Raw genomic sequence first — 19,588 nt, forward strand, 5'->3', positions numbered from 1 at the left:
TACCACAGTACCAAAATTATACCAAATTAAAAAACGTAAGACTTTATAATTTGTTGTGAGCTAAACTTAATCCTAAACTGTAGAGTTTGGCTTTGCTTACTACGCTTTTACAATACGAATCACTTTTTGGCCGGAGTCGCACTTCATCATACAAAAATACAAACCTGGCATCCACTGCTCGCCGTTGAGTTGTGCCATATAATTGCCCGCAGACAAAGTGGCTTCTTTAAGTACCATTACTTCTCTCCCTAGCATATCATAAAGCGCTAGCTTAATACTCATTTTTTTATTAACAGAATACCGGATTTGGGTGGTCTCTACAAAAGGATTAGGGAAATTTTGCTCCAGTGAAAATTCGTCCTTATGAACCAAAAGCGGAGTAGTAGAGGTTCGAAAAATAGGTAAGGTAGAAAAATCTCTTTGTCCCATAATATCTCTAACTACTGGAGATTCGACTCCCAAGTGATCCTGCAAGATGCTAGTATATATTTGCCTAAAATCAAATTCAAATTTAATATCTCCATTCGCATCTAAGTCTGTCAGGCTTGGGGTTTTCCCTATAATTCCCCCTCTTACGCTATTTCCAATCACAAACAAAGGCGCTGCCGAGCCGTGGTCTGTTCCCATTGTGCCGTTTTGATTTACTCGCCGCCCAAATTCCGAAAAAGTCATCACTACTACTTTATCGGCTACGCCTCTTTTTTCTAGGTCTTTTTGAAATGCCGCCACGGCTTCCGACACAGTCTTAAGAAGGTTTGCATGTGTACCTGTAGTGGTAGCATTCGCAACTACTTGATTAGCATGAGTATCAAACCCACCTATAGTGGTGAGATATACAGGCGTTTGGAGTCCTCCACCTATCAATTCACCTATTATCCTTAGTTGACTTGCCAATCCTGTAGAAGGGTAAGGAGATATATTTTTGGCCGAAATCTCCCATTTTTGTTTAATCACTCCTGAGTATGCTACCGACTGAGTAGCTATTTGCCTCATAAATTTCAGTTCTTCGCCAGCCAACGTATCCGGAATAGGCTCATTATCAATAGTGGTACCATTGACCAAATTATAAAAATTGGTAGGACTGCTAAATACCACACCTGTAGACCCCAAATCTGTTTGAATCAATAAAGACTCCACTGAACCTAACTGCACTGCCATCGGATGCTCTGGAATAGACACCGGAAAACCTGGGTACATCTTTGTCAAATACCGTCCTGCCCATCCTTCATCCAACAACTCTTCGGCATTTGAAGCGGTAAGCCAAATATCTGTAGCCCTAAAATGTGACCGATTCGGATTTGCGTAGCCTACACTTTGGACGAGGGTCATTTTACCATTATCGTACAAATTTTTGAGGGCTATCATATTGGGGTTGAGCCCGATTTGGCTATTGAGCGGCAATACATCCTGCTTTCTGATAGCAATATTTGCCCTGCGACTATAATAAGCCGCACTTTCGTAGGGAACGACAGTATTGAGACCGTCATTTCCACCCGCCAATTGTACCAATACAATGATTTTGCCAGCGGTCGCTTCCATATGAATCGCAAAAGGATTATACGCAAACGCCCTGACAGGCACTCCGTTCATTCCAAAAGCTACGCCTCCTGAAACGAGACTCAACTGTTTTAAAAATTCTTTACGATTCATACGATTGGAAAATGAAGGAAATTAAGAACTACGCAAATTGAAACTCAGGAAGCCGCATAATGGCTTTCAGCAATGCTTTTATTTGGTTTTCAGCGCCGGGGGTACTTGTGGACCAATTGGCCAATATCGTACTCCCAAGCAATGTATTGACTAAGGTCTGCTTTTTTGGGGAGCTTATTGGGAACTGTAAAAACACATTTACCACATCATCTACAAATTTGATGGCCTCCTCTGAGGTTTTATAGCTCCGAGCATAGTCCACTGGAGGCGATATAAGCTTAAATTGCGTACTGCGGGTATTGCCCATAGCATTGACGACATAATCTGAGAACCCTCCTCTGACGGCATAGGTAGTAGAACTAATCCAATCCCGCTGACCTACCCATCCTTGAACATCAGGGGGCGAAAACAATTGCTGTTGAAGGGCTTGCGTTTGGCTAAAAATATAAGCCCAGTCGGCTGAAGGAGTAATCTGCATGACAGTCAAGTCAAACGCCTTCAAAACTCCCAAAGTAATTTCCATGGGATTCTTGATTTTGGCTCCTTTGTACTGAGCACTAAAAAACTCCTCAGAGGTAAACAAAAATGATAGTACGGGGCGAATCTCATAATTATTTTGCCTGAATACGTTTGCCATTTGTTTGATAAAAGCTTCGTTTGGCTTATAAAACACAAATTCTTTATAGAGCTTCCGACATACAAACTCTGCCGCTTGAGGCTTTTCTAAGATAAGATCTATGATGTTTTCGTGGTTAAAATTACCGGTTTTTCCAAAGAAAGTTTTGTTAGAATTGGCAAAGCGAGATGCCACAAAAGTAGCGGTTAGCCCATTGACTTGCCATCCTGTCAAAGCCAAAGCAGCTTGTTTTATATCTTCTTCGGTATAATTGCCAATACCCAACGTAAAAAGCTCCATCAGCTCACGAGCATAGTTTTCATTTGGGCTATTGTTTCGGCTCAATCTACCGTCCAAATAAATCAACATAGCTGGATCAATAGTAACATCTTTGGCAAGTTGACGAAAATTTCCCCACGCCATACGCCGAAACAAGGCGTTTTGGAGATACATATGTTGAGGGTAGTTTACTTTGTCACGAGCAGATACAAAATGATTATGCCAAAACAATACCATTTTTTCACGCATGTTGGTTTCTTCGGCAAGCATTCTATCATACCACCAATAAGTAAGAGAACGATATCGTTCTCCTTCTAAGTTGTTGTTTACAGGGGTTTCACTTACCCAATCTCCTGGGGGAGCAGGCAAAGGTGAGTCGGCGAGGAGTTCTTTCTCTACAAATGCCTCTACAGTAGAGTAAGCGAGCGCTCTTTGTAGGTCTTTGCGCGAATACCCAAACAAACACCTTGATAGTAGATGTTTGGCATTAGATAAATCCCAAACTGGCATATTGGTAGCTTTTTTATAGAGATTTAACGTTTTATTCTTTTAAATAGACAAATTTGTACCAAAATGGTTTAATTTTTATCTATCAAAGATAATTTTTAATTTACTGATAATCAATCCTTAAAATTTATTGTTCGCATGCAGGTTGAAGTATGTACGTTTTCTATTGAATCTTGTTTAAATGCTCAGAAAGCAGGGGCGCAGCGCGTCGAACTGTGTGGCGGTCTTTATGAAGGGGGCACGACTCCGAGCTATGGTCTTATCAAACTTGCTCGACGCTTACTATCTATCAAGATATACGTCATGATTCGTCCTAGAGGTGGAGATTTTTGCTATGATACCTACGAAATTGAAACCATGAAATCTGACATAGAAACTGCCAAACAGTTAGGAGCAGATGGAGTGGTATTTGGTATCTTGGACCCAAATGGTAAAGTAAATATTCCAGTTACCAAAGAATTGGTCCAAATAGCTCATCCTATGGGAGTAACTTTTCATCGTGCTTTCGATGTCACTCCCGATCCTTTTGAAGCCTTAGAGGCAATCATTGAGACTGGAGCTGAACGAATTTTGACCTCAGGCCAACACAATACCGCTCCAGAAGGTTGGCAGCTTTTGGAACAAATTGTAAAAAAAGCAAACAACCGAATCGAAATAATGGCTGGCGCAGGCGTAAATGCTGACAATGCGTCGCTTTTGGCTCATACAGGAGTGCATGCCCTTCATCTCACGGGCAAGGCCGTCCGCGATGGTGCAATGATTTTTAAAAAAGAAGGCATCAATATGGCTTCTGTCTTACCAGCCAATGAGTACGAAATTATTTATAGTGATGAAGTCAAAATCAGGGCTTTAATTGAAAGGTTGAACCGATAAAAAAGTATTTTTAAAATTTTTTATTAATTTAACTCGTTAATATTCTTACAAGTAGCTACCTTTGAATCCGAAAAAATCACTTCTTCTCTTGATATCATGATTACTGAACCTTTAATGATTCAAGCCCAAGCTGCCGACAGTGGCATTATAGGTCAAGCGATTACCTACGAAAAAATTCCAACTCAGATTTATGCAGATGCAAAAGACGCATCTGGAGCAGTAGCGCAAGAAATCGCCGACTTGATCCGCAGCAAACAAAAAGAGGGCAAACCTTGTGTATTAGGTCTTGCGACGGGCTCCTCTCCCAAGACCGTGTATGCCCGTCTTATCAAAATGCACCGAGAAGAGGGCCTTAGTTTTAAGAATGTTATTACGTTCAACTTGGACGAATACTACCCCATGCAGCCTGATTCGATTCACAGCTACGTACGCTTTATGCGCGAGCAGCTTTTTGATCATGTTGACATTCCTAAAGAAAACTATTTCATTCCTGATGGTGCGATTCCGGCTCCAATGATTGCGGAATTTGCTCAAAGTTATGAAAACAAAATCAACGCCTTAGGAGGTATTGATTTCCAATTGTTAGGAATAGGTGGCAATGGGCACATTGGCTTCAATGAGCCTGGTTCGTTGATCAATTCGCGTACACGTCTGATGACGCTAGACCACTCCACTCGGGCGGCTGCCGCCATGGAGTTTGGCGGGCTACATCAAGTTCCCAAAAAGGCCATTACAATGGGGGTATCTATCATCATGAATGCTAAGCGTATAGTACTCCTCGCTTGGGGTGAGCGCAAAGCACCCATGATCAAAGCCTCAGTAGAAGGTCCGGTAACAGAGCATGTACCTGCATCCTATCTCCAAGCCCACCCAAATACATCTTTCTTTGTAGACGAGCGGGCTGCCTCAGAACTAACTCGCGTAAAAACACCGTGGCTAGTAGATACCGTAGAGTGGGACAACTCTATGATAAAAAAAGCCGTGACACATTTGTCTTTGACGCTTAAAAAGCCAATCCTTAAACTCACTACCAAAGATTACAACGACAATGGTATGAGTGATATGCTTGCGGCTCACGGCTCCGCTTACGATATCAACATCAATGTTTTCAATCAGCTTCAGCATACTATTACAGGATGGCCTGGGGGAAAACCAAACGCCGACGATACTCACCGTCCAGAGAGAGCATTACCTGCCAAAAAGCGGGTGATTATTTTCAGCCCTCACCCCGACGATGATATCATCTCAATGGGAGGTACTTTCCAACGTCTCGTTGACCAAGGGCATGAGGTGCATGTAGCTTACCAAACCTCTGGTAACATTGCCGTTGCTGACGATGAAGCTTTTCGTTTTATCGACTTTGTGGTAGATTATAACCAGAAGTTTGGCATAGAAAGCCCTGCTGCCATGAAAATTTTTGAGGACGCAAAAGACTTCCTTAAAAAGAAAAAAGACAGCGAAATCGATACACCAGAAGTTCGTTATGTAAAGGGTATCATTCGTAGGGGCGAAGCCAAATCTACTTGTCGTTTTGTGGGCACGGAGCATTTCCACTTCTTAGATATGCCTTTTTATGAAACAGGCACTATCCAAAAGAAACCTATCAGCGATGATGATGTCAAAATCATTGTTAATTTGATAGAAGAGGTGAAACCGCACCAAATTTATGCTGCTGGCGATTTTGCTGACCCTCATGGTACTCACAAGGTATGTTGGGACGCAATCGAAGCAGCCCTCAAACAATTGAAGCACAAAAACTTCATGAAAGACTGCTGGGTATGGCTTTATCGTGGTGCGTGGGCCGAGTGGGACATCCACGAAATCGAAATGGCTGTACCGATGAGTCCTGACCAAGTGGTCAAAAAACGCCTCGGTATCTTCAAACACCAATCTCAAAAAGACGGTGTTGTCTTCCAAGGAGAAGACTCACGGGAGTTTTGGCAGCGTGCAGAAGAACGCAACAGCGGAACAGCTCGTTTATACGACCAATTGGGCTTAGCAGAGTACGAAGCCATGGAAGCCTTTGTACGTTGGCATTTTTAATGCGGTTTTTATAAAACAATATACAATAAGATAATAATCAAGCGTTAGCAGGTGTAAAACTCGCTAACGCTTTGTTTTTTTACGCTTATATTTGCTGCCACGTTTTTATTCATCTTTCGTATGCGTACGGTTTTGTTACTGCTACTATCAAATGTTTTTATGACAACCGCTTGGTATTGGCACCTAAAGTTTAAAGAAACTTCACTTTGGAAAGTTATCTTAGTTAGTTGGCTTATTGCTTTTTTAGAATATTGCATCGCCGTTCCTGCTAATCGTATCGGTTCCTATGAGTTTAATGCTTTCGAGCTTAAAACGATTCAAGAAGTAGTAAGTCTGACGGTTTTTGTAGGATTTGCAGTTTTTTATCTGAAAGAAGAAGTTCGTTGGAATTATTTGGTGGGCTTTGGTCTCATGGTTTTGGCGGTATTCTTTGTTTTTAAAAAGTGGTAATTTGCCATTTTTATTCTATTTTGAATGAAACAACAACTCATAAAAATATCCGTTTTGGTCGCCATCCTCATTGGCATTAATCTTCTAGCATCTTTTGTTTTTGTTAGATGGGACTTAACCCAAGAAAAACGCTATACTATTTCTGATGCAACCAAAAACCTACTCCAAAACCTAGACGAACAAATCGTCATCAATGTTTATTTAGCAGGAGATTTTCCGCCTGGTTTTGAGCGACTTGAAAGAGCAATCAAAGAAACTTTAGAGTCATTTGCTGACTACGGAGGAAGCAACATTGCCTATAGATTTATCGAACCCAATGATCCAAAACTCCAAGAAGAACTGGCTCAAAAGGGTCTTATTCCCACCAATCTTTTTGCTAATGAAGACGGCAAACGCACAGAGAGGCTTATTTTCCCCGGTGCTCTTATTTTCTATGGAGGCAAAGAATACCCTGTTCAGTTATTAAAAGGAAATCAAGCTTCTGGTTCTGAAGAACGCCTCAATCAATCTTATGAAGGAGTAGAATTTGAGCTGGCATCAGCCATTAGGCGTCTTACGCTAAAAGACCGCAAAAAGATTGGTTTTTTGGTGGGTCATACCAAAGTACCTCCACCACGTTTCTCTGATTTATTAGCAACCCTCCAGCAAAACTATGATTTATATTTCGATGTCCAGAATCCTGATTCTTGGGATAAAGGAGATCTCTTAATCATTCCTAAACCTGACGCACCTTTTAGCGAAGAAGAAAAATACAAGTTAGACCAGTTTGTGATGCGAGGTGGTAAATTACTGATTTTTGCTGATGGCGCTCAGGTCGACAGCGTAAGTTTACAGGGAACTTTTGCCCAGCCACTTTTACTCAACTTAGATGATTTACTTTTTAAGTATGGTTGCCGTATCAATCCAAATCTAGTAAAAGACATGAGCTGTGCGATGATTCCGCTCAATGTAGGAAACATGGGAGATAAGCCACAAATCCAACCTATGCCTTGGCGATTCTTCCCATTGATCAACAACTTTGGAGCAAATCCTATCGTACGAAACTTAGACGCAGTGTATAGTCGTTTTCCAAGTACTATTGATACTGTTATGGCTCCCAATGTGGTCAAAACTCCTCTTTTACTTACATCACAATATACCAAAACTTTGAAAGTGCCCGCTTTAGTTGCCTACAACGAAGCCCGTCAGCAACCTGACCCCAGAGAATATAACAATGGAGTAAAAACCATCGGCTTATTGTTAGAAGGAACTTTTTCTTCTCTTTACAACAATCGTCTACTTCCTACCGACCCTCGTATGAGTTCGTTTGTTGGTCAAAGCAAACCTAGTAAAATTATTGTTGTATCAGACGGCGACATGATTGTCAATGACATTGACTACACTCGCAACGCCCCCCTATCTATGGGTTATGATCGCCTAACTAGGTATACTTATGCCAACAAAGATTTTGTAATGTATGCCATAGACTATCTGGTAGATCCTAAAGGGCTCATTACGGCTCGTAACAAACAAGTAATGCTAAGACCCCTAGATAAAATTAGACTGAAAGAAGAACGAACCCAGTGGCAATTAATCAATTTAATAGCACCCCTGGCCTTGGTTGGTTTACTAGGATTAGGATTTCAGTGGTGGCGCAAAAATCAATTTGCGAAATAAACCCAAAAAAAAGGGGAGGTAAGCCCCCTTTGAGTTAAGATGCTACAGCTTCTTCTTCCAACACATCTCTTTCTACCCGCAGATTTTCGATGATAAATCGTTGACGTTCGGGGGTATTTTTTCCCATATAGTAAGTTAATAACTTTTGAATTGTGACCTCTTTCTTCAAAATCACTGGCTCCAAACGCATATTTTCACCGATAAATTTACCAAACTCATCAGGAGAGATTTCACCTAGTCCTTTAAAACGCGTAATTTCCACTTTTTTGTTACCACCCAGTTTTTTAATTGCTTTTACTCTTTCTTCTTCACTATAGCAGTAAATAGTCTCTTTGTGATTACGTGGATTCCGAACCCTAAAAAGAGGCGTTTGGAGAATATAAACGTGGCCATTTCGAACCAAATCTGGAAAAAACTGCAAGAAAAACGTGAGCATTAACAAACGGATGTGCATCCCATCTACGTCAGCATCGGTCGCAATCACGATGCGATTGAATCGCAAATTTTCTAATCCTTCCTCAATATCAAGGGCATGCTGCAAAAGATTAAATTCTTCGTTTTCATATACCACTTTTTTGGTAAGTCCAAAGCAGTTTAGAGGCTTACCTCGCAAGCTAAATACGGCCTGAGTTTGCACATTACGCGCTTTTGTAATCGACCCACTTGCCGAATCTCCTTCTGTGATAAACAAAGTAGTTTCATAACGATCTTCAGATTTTACATCTGGTAAATGATTCCGACAATCTCTTAATTTTTTGTTATGCAAACTAGCTTTTTTAGCTCTTTCGTTAGCCAGTTTTTTTATACCTGCCAATTCTTTCCTTTCCCTTTCCGACTGCTCAATCCGTTTCTTTAGTGCTTCTTTTACCGCCGGATTCATATGGAGGTAATTGTCAAGTTTGGCTTTCAAAAAATCATTAATAAAAGTCCTTACAGTGGGACTATTGGGATCGGGAGAAATATTGTTAGAGCCTAATTTTGTCTTAGTTTGGGATTCAAAAACAGGTTCTTGTACCCGAATGCTAACCGCTGCAATGATAGAAGCACGCACATCTTCAAAGGCATAATCTTTACCATAATGTTCTCTCACGGTATCTACCAAAGATTGCCGAAATGCCATTAAGTGTGTTCCACCCTGCGTAGTATATTGTCCATTGACAAAAGAGTAATATTCTTCGCCGTATTGGTTGCCATGGGTAAGCGCAATCTCAATATCCTGTCCTTTGAGGTGTATAATAGGATACCGAATAGCATCTTCGTCTGTTTTATTCCTCAACAAATCTAGAAGACCATTTTGGGAAACAAACTTTTGCCCATTGAAATTAATACTAAGCCCTGCATTGAGGTAGCAGTAATTCCAAATCATATTGGTCAAAAACTGCGGGATATAATGGTAATTTTTAAAAATAGTATTATCTGGCTCAAAAATCATCATCGTACCATTGCGCTGATTTGTATCTTCTTCCCCAGATTCTGCTATGACTTCCCCTTTTTTGAATTCGACCCATTTTGTCTTTCCTTCCCTAAACGATTGAACTTTAAAGTAAGTCGAAAGAGCATTAACAGCCTTAGTACCGACCCCATTCAATCCTACTGATTTTTGGAACGCCCCTGAATCATATTTTCCTCCTGTATTGATTTTAGAGACACAATCTACGACTTTTCCAAGCGGAATCCCCCTCCCATAATCTCTTACCTCTACCCTATGTTCCGTAACTTTGATATCTACTGCTTTCCCATATCCCATGGTATGTTCGTCGATGGAGTTGTCAATGATTTCCTTAACCAACACGTAAATACCATCATCAGCGGCGGAGCCGTCTCCCAATTTACCAATGTACATTCCAGGGCGTAATCGAATATGCTCTTTCCAATCTAACGAACGAATGCTGCTTTCGTCATACTTTACTTCTTCTGCCATTTTTATCTTAATAAGGGTTACCTTTTTACAAATTTCGTTTTAATCTACGCTAAATACAACGTTTTAAAAGCCAAAAAGAGTTTTAAAAAAATTTTATCAACAAAAGTTTGGTTAGTTGATAGAATTTAAAGTTACTTTGTAAAACAAAGTTCTTTTTGTCATATTTGTATTTGCTTAATTATTTAACGGTATGCGATTTGTTTCACAAATGCGTTTTTTTATAATATATGGGAATATCGGAAAAATTATACAATAAGCCCCGAAAATGGCCGTAAAAAAGAAAAAAGTTTAAAAAAATGAAAAAGTTGCGTTACTTTGTCGGCCAATTTGATTCTATAAATAGATTGGCTTTGTTGATGTGTTAATTTATTGTTAATCAGAAACTAAGAATTTTGCTTTTGAACATTATTTCATGAAGAAGTTTTTTGGAAGTTTTTCTGCCATGCACGCCACACGTGCTTTTTTACATGTTTTTTCTGTCAGTCTATTTACTCTTACAGCTGTATATGCTCAAACGCCTACTGGTGGAGCGCCAAGCGGCAGCTCTGGAACAGCCACTCAAGGACAACCTTCTGCTCCTGGTACTACAGGGCAGCCAAGCACTACGGCGACATCTACCACTACCACTCCTTCTACCACAACAGCTACTGAAAAAGGCAGTGATCCTAAAGCCGACCCTAAAACGGCAATAGACCAAGTTGAAAAAGCTACTGATAAAAAAGATCAAGCAACAACTACCGATGCAGATGAAGCTTTACAAGAAGCGGAATTGACAAAACTGCGCCGCAAAATCTTTGGATATCAACTATTCAGCAATTCAAAAGTCAGTTTTGCACCCTCTGAAAACATGGCTACCCCTCGTGATTATACCATCGGCCCAGGTGATGAATTAAGTGCGTATATTTATGGTTACTCACAGTCATTGATGGAATTGCCTGTCAATTCAGATGGCTTTGCCTTTGTAAAACCCATCGGGGCTGTACAATTAAGCGGACGCACGATTGAGCAAGCTCAAAAGGAATTAATCACTCGCTTATCCCCTTATTACAATAACCTTGGGGCACCCGGTAGCAATGCTAGTACTTTTCTTTTGTTGAGGTTAGGCAGAATACGCACCATTCGGGTTACGGTGCTTGGAGAAGTAATTACGCCAGGCACCTATAGTGTTTCGTCTCTTTCTACGGCTCTTAATGCTCTACAACTTACTGGAGGTCCTAACGAATTAGGCTCGTTTCGCCAAATAAAAGTAGTAAGAAGAAATAAAACCGTAGCCACCCTTGATTTGTATGAACTTCTTATGAGCGGTGCTCTCAATACCGATATTCGTTTGCAAGACAATGACGTAATCCAAGTAGGTGTTTATAACAAAAGAGTAGAAATAAAAGGAAACGTAAAGCGCCCTGGCCTTTATGAATTGCTGCCTAATGAAACTATTGCAAAGGTATTAGAGTATGCGGGTGGTTTTACAGAAAATGCTTATACTGACCGCCTCAAAATATTAGGTCTTACTACCAAAGAGCGTAAAATCGTGGATGTCCGTTCTTCTGAGTATGACAAGTACATTCCTAAAAACGGTGATGAAGTCTCCGCAGATATGCTACTTGACCGTTTCGAAAACATGGTAACGATTTCGGGTCCGGTATTCAGACCTGGCCAATATTCTTTAGACCAAAACAAAACCCTACTCGAGCTCATCAAAAATGCCGAAGGTCTTACGGGAGAGGCATTTACAGGACGTATCAACGTCATTCGTACCCGCGACGATCTATCAGTCGAAAACATTTCTATCAACCTAGCTGATATGATGAATGGCAAAGTTGATGACTTACTTCTAAGACGAGAAGACCAAATCATCATTCCTTCAAAATTCCAACTCAGAGAAGGGGCTTATATACGAATTACGGGCGAAGTAAACCTTGGCCCAGAAGTGAATCTTAACTATACTTCTAATCTCACGCTAGAAGATGCGATTATTCAATCAGGAGGTTTCAAAGAATCAGCCGCAACTTCTCAAATAGAAGTCGTACGCCGCAAACGTGACGTCAATGTTCAATCCATTTCGGCACAAGTGGCAGATATCTTCCTTTTTGATATCAATCGCGACCTCACCATGGACGCCAACGATAGCCGATTTGTATTGGAGCCTTATGATGAAGTATTGGTGCGGCCTTCCACCAACTACCAACCCCAAACTTTCGTTACAATGAAAGGGGAAATTGTAAGTCCTGGGCTATACGGTATCAAAGCTAAAGACGAAAAACTTTCAGATATGCTTAAAAGAGCCGGCGGACTCACAGCACAAGCCTATATTAACGGGGCTACGTTGTTGAGAAAGATAGCATTGACCGACGAAGAAATCGAGCAAAGAAACAAAGCCGTAGCAGTGATTTCGGATGATGCTAAGAAAGGGCAATTTGTGGGCGAAAATGTGTCAAAAGACAAACAAGAAGCGATTGGGATTGATTTGGCACGTATCTTACGCAATCCAGGAGGTCGTGAAGATATTATCCTCCAAGACGACGATGTAATTGATATTCCTAAACGCCTCGAAACAGTACGTGTTCAGGGAGAGTTGTTGTTTCCAACAACGGTCAAGTATCGCAGTGGCAGTTCTTTTATGGATTTTATATCACAAGCAGGTGGCTTCACCAGAATGTCATTGAAACGTAAGTCGTATGTTATTTATCCTAATGGCTCTATCGACCGTACCCGCAAGTTTCTATTCTTTAACATATATCCTAAAGTAGAACCCGGTTCCGAAATCCGTGTACCTCAGCGTACTCAATCAGACTTGGCCGAAGCTCAACGCGCCCTCCAATCTGTTATTGGAATTTCATCAACAGTAATGACTTTGATTACAACAGTACTTGCATTTAGAGTATTGGGAAGTCAATAGCCAAATTTCGATTAGTAGACAACATTTTCAAAGACTTCAGGTTAGTGATCATTATATCATGGAACAACAAGAACAAGCAACACTTACTCCCAAGCTGATATTCCAAAAAATAATTGAAACCAAAGATTTGGTTCTCAAAAATTGGTGGATTCTTCTAATCATGGTCGGAATCGGAACAGCCATAGGGTATTATGTTGACTCCGAAAACAACAAACGAATACAGTACATTTCTAGGATTGTTTTCAGCATTAGTGGGTCTAAATCAGGGAGTGACATGGGCAACTTTGGTAGTCTCCTAGGCATGGGAGGGGCACAAGGAGATGCTGGATTATTTACAGGTGAAAATCTCTTTTATGTTATTAAGACCCGGCCTGTACTCGAACGCGCCCTGCTAACACCAATCAAATTGGCCAATGGTAAGACGGAGTTGTTTGCCAATTACTATCTTGATTCTACTTACTTACGAGAGGATGAATGGGCAAGTTTCCTTCCAGAATGGACTAAAGTGAGAATTAATCATACTAGTCGCGATAGCATGTCGAAACTTGAACGCCAAGTTTTTGATGGGGTCTTATATAAAGTTCGTGATAGAGAAATTAGCATTTCACAACCTAATATGAAAACAGCTTTTAATGAATTGGCTGTTTCGATGGAAAATGAAATGGTAGCGCGCACATTTTCTTATTTATTATTGGAAACAATAGAGCGCGTTTATCAAGAAAACCAAACAAGGAAATCGCGTGAAATGATGGTAATCATGAAAAAGAGGGTTGATTCGTTAGGAAGTGTCCTTAATAGGACTGAGAGCCGTCTGGCACAGACTACTGTAATCAATACTGAAGCAGTAGTACCTACAGCCAAAGTAGAAGAGGGACGACTTACGCGAAGTACCACTTTTGTTTCTTCCCTTTACTTAGAAGCCTCACGCAGCCTCGAAAGTCTAAAGATGTCAATTGTCAAAGAAGCTCCTCTATTTACTATCATAGAGCCTCCTGTACTGCCTCTTGAGACCAAACTTTTTACTCGTCAAAACATGAAATTTGGGGCGATTATTGGCTTTTTTGTAGCCATCATTTTTATACTTGCAAAGCAGACCTATGTAGAAGCGCTTAAAGATTTAAAGAAAAAAACTGTAAAAAGTTAAACGATATATTCATAAAAGACGTCTAACTTTAGATTGACGTCTTTTTGTTTTCTAATCTACTTGAACATTAATGAAATTTTCGGACGAAGTAGTTATTGAAGCCGGACACGGAGCCAAGAATTATTGGAAAGATTTATGGAAAAACAGGGAACTACTCTGGATTCTTTCTAAGCGCGATTTATCGGTTCGTTATAAACAAACTGCCATCGGAGCAGCTTGGGCCGTTTTACGGCCTTTTGCCACAACGGTGGTGATGGTATTTGTATTTAGTAAAATCGCTAGGCTCAAAGGAGATGAGGGCATCCCATACCCTTTGATGGTGTTGGCAGGTATTACTATCTGGAATTTATTTGCTAATACCTTCACTCAGATTAGTCATAGTATTCTTATTAATTCTAACTTAGTAACGAAGACGTATTTTCCACGGCTTATCATGCCTTTGAGCTCAGTCATAGTTGGTTTTATCGACTTCCTGATTTCGCTGTTTCTTTATGCAGTAATTGCGATTTGGTATCAACATCCTCCCAATTGGCAAATTATACTCTTACCTGTATTTGTTTTGTTGAGTTTGTTTGCGGCTCTTTCCTTCGGCTTGATTTTTGCTGTAATGAATGTACGTTTTCGGGATATAGGGCAACTTATCCCTTTTTTAGTACAAATAGGCTTTTACGTTTGTCCTATTGCCTATAGTGGCAAGTTGGTAGAAGCCAATCACGATGTTTGGTGGTACGATATTTATTATCTTAACCCTCTGGTGAGTATTATTGATGGCTTTAAGTGGTGTCTTTTGGGAGATGGAGCTTTCTTTAAGATTGAGCATTTATACAGTGCAATGGGCATCATCGCACTTACTTTAGGAATTTCCATTTACTATTTTCGTAAAGAGGAAAATTCATTTGTTGATTACATTTGATTACTTTTGGATTTAGATAAACTTTTAAGCGCTCGATGCAGGTTATTGTAGCAGAAGATATAAGCAAAAAATATATCATCGATCACCAAAAGGCGATGCGCAAAAGCTCTACTTTCCGCGACACTTTTTCCGAAAAATTTAAGCATTTTTTTGGAAAAGGTGCACAAGATGAAATTGAGAAAGAAGAGTTTTGGGCACTGCGTGATGTAAACTTTACAGTAGAACAAGGTGATAGAGTGGGAATTGTGGGGCATAATGGCGCTGGCAAATCCACCTTATTGAAAATCTTGAGCAAAATCACTGAGCCTTCTGCTGGCAAAGTAACTATTAAAGGTAGGGTAGCTAGTTTGCTTGAAGTAGGAACAGGGTTTCATCCTGAACTTACTGGCCGGGAAAATATCTACCTCAATGGAGCTATTTTGGGCATGAAGAAGCATGAAATCAAAGCTGCTTTTGACAGCATTATTGATTTTGCAGGTGTAGAAAAATTTCTAGATACTCCCGTCAAACGCTATTCTTCGGGAATGTATGTAAGGTTAGGATTCGCGATTTCGGCTCACTTAAGTCCAGAAATTCTAATCATTGACGAAGTTTTGGCCGTAGGAGATGCCGATTTTCAGAAAAAATGCCTTGGCAAAATGAGAGACGTCTCCGAAAGTGGACGTACTATTTTGTTTGTAAGTCATAATCTGGCAGCAGTTCAGTCTCTTTGCAATCGTGCTTTTTACTTCGAACATGGCCAACTCAAAATGCAAGGAGATACGACTCATGTAGTCAATAATTACTTGAGCCATGTAGCTAAAACCAATTTGGAGCACTATTGGGAAACCCCCGAACAAGGTCCAGGCAACGACCAAGTGCGCTTCCGTACGCTACGTATCGACCCCGATTTTCAGGAAGGTAAAAACTATATTGATGTTCGTACTTCTGTAAAAGTACATATCGAGTTTTGGAACATGTTGGAGCGTGCTGATCTAAACCTCAGTCTTCATCTATATGCCTTTACGGGAGAATGTATTTTCAATGTAGGTACTACTTCCCAATCTTTCGAAAAAGGATTGGTGACCGCTACTCTAGAAATCCCGGGGAATTTTCTTAATGATGGCTCCTATGTGATCTCTATCATGGTAGTAAAAGACACTTCAACTGTTTTGTTCCAACTACCGGAAGCCCTTTCTTTTGAAGTAGAAGACCACCGTGAAGGAGTAACTTGGTATGGCAAATGGCCTGGCTATGTCCGCCCCCAATTAAATTTTCAAATCAACCAATCAGAAGTACTGGTCTAAAGGGAATGATTAACGTTACCAAAACCTACCTTCCCGATTTTGACCAATATGTCGACTATTTAAGAAAAATCTGGGAAAGTGCATATCTTACCAACAATGGGCCTCTTGCCCAACAACTTGAAGAGGACCTCAAAAAATATTTGGGTGTATCTTACCTGAATTTTTGTGGAAATGGTACGATCGTATTACAGATGGCGCTCAAGTTATTGAGCGAGCCAGGGGAAATTATCACAACTCCTTTCTCTTACGTAGCTACTACCAATGTCATTTTATGGGAAAACTATCAGCCCGTTTTTGTTGATATTGATCCTAAAACATACTGCATCAATCCCGCCCTCATTGAGGCTGCAATTACCGAAAATACGCGGGCTATCATGGCAACACACGTCTATGGCAACGCCTGTGACGTAGAAGCAATTGAAAAAATTGCGAAAAAATACAATTTGGTAGTGATTTATGATGGTGCCCATGCTTTTGGGGCCAATTATCTTGGTAAATCATTACTCTCCTATGGCGATTTTGCCACTTGTAGTTTTCATGCTACCAAGTTATTTCACACCATTGAAGGAGGTGCTATCATTACAAACAAAAAGGAATGGCACGAAAAACTTCACCTCATGCGTGCTTTTGGACACCGTGGCGATGATTACTTTTTCATGGGTATCAATGGTAAGAACTCCGAGATTCATGCAGCTATGGGGCTGTGTAATCTACCACTCGTATCAAAATTGATAGCTGCTCGTAAAGCAGTCTGTGATGTGTACACAGAGCTTCTTGACTGGACTCATCTTTCGGCTCCCGAATGGGCGATGGGACTAGAGCGCAATTATGCCTACTATCCAGTAGTATTCGAATCCGAAGCAAAAATGTTGGCTATCAAAAAAGTACTAGGTCAACATGACATCGTCCCACGGAGATATTTTTACCCTTCTCTCAATAAACTGCCATTTCTCTCCAATCCTGAGCCATGCCCTGTCTCAGAAGATATATCATTGAAGGTACTTTGTTTACCTCTTCATGCTGAACTTGCTCACGAAGATGTAGAGCGTATAGCTACCCTGATTAATCAACATTTATAGGTTATTGGGTAGTTAATCTGCCGTATTTGGGCGCTTTAAGCGCCATACTCTTATTTGCTGCTTTTCTCTAAAGAGCAGATTATTGGATAATTTATTCGTATTTTCGCCCCTCCAATCAGTCATTTGTAGGTGACGTAGCTTTTTAGCATTCATGATATTCATACAAAATTTTATTACACTGATTAGTTTTGCCCTGTTTATATACTATGTTGGACGTACAGCTGCAAAAATCTGCCGTCCATCATTGATTGAATGGCTCATTACCTCTTTTATCCTATTTGCTAGTAGTATTATTGTGACAGGTTATTGTCTATCGCCTCTGCATCTTAGTGCGAATGTGTGGGCATGGGCACTCTCTGTTTTTATACCGCCTACTATTATCCAGTTGATATTTGGTCTACTTTCTCCGCAAACCACTCCATTTTCACCTTTACAGATGGCCATTAAGCGATGGCATGCTGCCCAACGATGGTATGCAAGTGCGGGAGTTTACTTGCAATTTTTGTTTGGGGTAATGATTGTATCAGTAGCAGTTATAGGACTTATCAATTTAGTGTTAGTGCTTTTTACAGTACCCAATGAATGGGATAGCATGACTGGGCACCTCAATCGTGTCATCCAATATATACAACGGGGTAGCATGGCTCATTTTGGTGGTACCAACTGGAATATAGACACTTACCCAAAAAGCGTATGTACGATTCAAATTTATTCGTATTTAATAACTGGTAAATTTGAAAATGCTTTCAAGCTCATTCATCACGCTTCCTACTGGATTACCTTGGTATGTATTTTTGGTATTACACAACGCATTACCAAAAATCGGCTCAATGCTAGTTTTTTTTGTGCCCTAGCCTTTGCCATGTTTCTAGATTTTTTGATGCAAGCCATCACTACCGAAACCGACATTGTACTTGCAGCATATCTAAGTTGCTTACTTTATTTTTTATTTACTTACCAAGTAACCAAAGAAAACCGCTATTTGTACCTAGCCGCTTTGAGTTTTGGAGTAGTATATGGTCATAAAGTCACATTTACTTTACTTTTGCCTTCTGTTTTTATCGTAATGCTTTATACAGTATTTCTTAAAAGCAAAACTCAAGACAGGGCTTCAGTAAGTCTTAGCCTCAACTGGCCCGCCATCTTCAAACTCGGAACAGCCATAGTGATTTGCTTTTGTATTTGGACTTTACCCACTGGATATGTCAAAAATATCCAAGTATTTGGGCATCCTATTGGTCCTCCTACTTCCCTCAAGCACCAATCAATCGAAAGAGCTACTTCAAACGGAGGCTTCCGCAATTTGTTTGAGCAAGGCTCTCGCAATGCGGTAAGGTATGGGTATGATTTTGTCAATCTCGATGGCTTGCGAAATATCAAAATAGGTCAAGACATCAACCGCGGTATGCGCAAACCTTTGGTATGGCTAGAAGATAAGCTCAAAATGCGTTTAGACGAAACTACGGAGTTTTCGATTGTACCTTTTTCTTTTGAACGCCGTTTTGAATTTTTCAACGGAAATCCTTATTGGGGAATTTTTGGATTTGCATTGGTATTTCCTCTCGTGTTTTTGGTATTGTTCGGAATCGTGCGTTCGCCGGCTCACTGGTTTTTAGCGATAGCTTTATTGTTGCATTTTGCAGCGTTATCATATTCAGCTCCCTATGACCCTTGGAAGGGACGTTATTTTCAGGAAACGGGAGTGTTTGGGGTACTATTCTTATCTCTTCTTTTTACGCATAAATATAGCCTCGCCAAATCTGGCTATTCGGTAGCGCTCAAAACATACGTCGGTATTGTGACAGTGGTAGCTTGTATTTCAGCATTACTTTCGGTTTTCCTCAATGTTCGTTGTCTTCCATTTCCAGCATTGGGCAAGCCTTCTGCCTTCAAAACTGAACGAATTGCAATGATGACTTTTGCTCGTCCTGATATTACGAAAGCTTATCAAAAATTCGATCAAATAGTTCCTGACTCCGCAACCGTAGCCTTGGGAACAATCAACGACGATTTTGAATATCCACTCTATGGAAAGCATCTTTCTAGGAAATTAATCACCATCAATCCTTTTGAGAAAGGAGTACAGCCTATTCCTAAAGAAGCAGATTACCTTTTCTTTTCAAAGAATGTAATCCCACCTTTGCCAACAGACTTACGCTTAGGGACAGATACTACCATGAAAGGACTCATTGTACCAGGAGAAGATTATTACCTTCGCAAACTGAAATAATTCTTTCGTGGGGTTCTTTATAAAATAAATCAGTCTAAACCAAAA

13 protein-coding genes are annotated in these 19,588 nt (G+C 40.4%); 10 read left to right on the forward strand and 3 right to left on the reverse strand.

Going from position 1 to position 19,588, the window contains the following annotated elements; all coding sequences use genetic code 11:
• Positions 1-99: 99 nt before the first annotated feature.
• The gene (locus tag P1X15_RS15100; RefSeq protein ID WP_277338964.1) at positions 100-1,650 is read right to left on the reverse strand and encodes a DUF1501 domain-containing protein; all 1,551 of its coding nucleotides are present in this window, start codon (positions 1,648-1,650) and stop codon (positions 100-102) included.
• Between the two features lie 28 nt (positions 1,651-1,678).
• Positions 1,679-3,055, reverse strand: a complete 1,377-nt coding sequence (locus P1X15_RS15105; protein WP_277338965.1) for a DUF1800 family protein — start codon at positions 3,053-3,055, stop codon at positions 1,679-1,681.
• Positions 3,056-3,190: 135 nt separating this feature from the next.
• Here P1X15_RS15105 and P1X15_RS15110 point away from each other — a divergent pair, with 135 nt between their 5' ends.
• From P1X15_RS15110 to gldG, 4 genes are all read left to right on the forward strand, one after another.
• Positions 3,191-3,925 (forward strand): copper homeostasis protein CutC, encoded by a 735-nt coding sequence (locus tag P1X15_RS15110; protein ID WP_277338966.1) that lies wholly within the window; start codon positions 3,191-3,193, stop codon positions 3,923-3,925.
• A 96-nt stretch (positions 3,926-4,021) separates the two neighbouring features.
• Positions 4,022-5,968 carry a glucosamine-6-phosphate deaminase gene (gene nagB, locus P1X15_RS15115; RefSeq protein WP_277338967.1) on the forward strand — a complete coding sequence of 649 codons (1,947 nt, stop codon included), beginning with the start codon at positions 4,022-4,024 and terminating at the stop codon, positions 5,966-5,968.
• 120 nt (positions 5,969-6,088) lie between these two features.
• Positions 6,089-6,418 (forward strand): DMT family protein, encoded by a 330-nt coding sequence (locus P1X15_RS15120; protein WP_028663617.1) that lies wholly within the window; start codon positions 6,089-6,091, stop codon positions 6,416-6,418.
• A gap of 24 nt (positions 6,419-6,442) precedes the next feature.
• Complete coding sequence (gene gldG / locus P1X15_RS15125) at positions 6,443-8,074, forward strand: gliding motility-associated ABC transporter substrate-binding protein GldG (RefSeq protein WP_277338968.1); 1,632 nt, start codon at positions 6,443-6,445, stop codon at positions 8,072-8,074.
• 34 nt (positions 8,075-8,108) lie between these two features.
• On the opposite strand, the gene P1X15_RS15130 is transcribed toward gldG, so the two are convergent.
• Entirely contained in the window at positions 8,109-9,995 is a 1,887-nt protein-coding gene (locus P1X15_RS15130; protein WP_277338969.1) for a DNA topoisomerase IV subunit B, read from the reverse strand.
• Positions 9,996-10,407: 412 nt separating this feature from the next.
• Between P1X15_RS15130 and P1X15_RS15135 the strand changes: the two genes are divergently transcribed.
• From P1X15_RS15135 to P1X15_RS15160, 6 genes are all read left to right on the forward strand, one after another.
• On the forward strand, positions 10,408-12,891 hold the full coding sequence (locus P1X15_RS15135) for an SLBB domain-containing protein (RefSeq protein WP_277338970.1): 2,484 nt from the start codon (positions 10,408-10,410) through the stop codon (positions 12,889-12,891).
• 58 nt (positions 12,892-12,949) lie between these two features.
• Entirely contained in the window at positions 12,950-14,035 is a 1,086-nt protein-coding gene (locus tag P1X15_RS15140; RefSeq protein ID WP_277338971.1) for a hypothetical protein, read from the forward strand.
• A gap of 70 nt (positions 14,036-14,105) precedes the next feature.
• Entirely contained in the window at positions 14,106-14,948 is an 843-nt protein-coding gene (locus P1X15_RS15145; RefSeq protein ID WP_277338972.1) for an ABC transporter permease, read from the forward strand.
• 35 nt (positions 14,949-14,983) lie between these two features.
• Positions 14,984-16,234 (forward strand): ABC transporter ATP-binding protein, encoded by a 1,251-nt coding sequence (locus P1X15_RS15150; RefSeq protein ID WP_277338974.1) that lies wholly within the window; start codon positions 14,984-14,986, stop codon positions 16,232-16,234.
• 5 nt (positions 16,235-16,239) lie between these two features.
• The gene (locus P1X15_RS15155; protein ID WP_277338975.1) at positions 16,240-17,313 is read left to right on the forward strand and encodes a DegT/DnrJ/EryC1/StrS aminotransferase family protein; all 1,074 of its coding nucleotides are present in this window, start codon (positions 16,240-16,242) and stop codon (positions 17,311-17,313) included.
• 151 nt (positions 17,314-17,464) lie between these two features.
• On the forward strand, positions 17,465-19,543 hold the full coding sequence (locus P1X15_RS15160) for a glycosyltransferase family 39 protein (RefSeq protein ID WP_277338976.1): 2,079 nt from the start codon (positions 17,465-17,467) through the stop codon (positions 19,541-19,543).
• Positions 19,544-19,588 lie beyond the last annotated feature (45 nt).

Source organism: Runella sp. MFBS21, from assembly GCF_029433105.1.
GTDB lineage: Bacteria > Bacteroidota > Bacteroidia > Cytophagales > Spirosomataceae > Runella.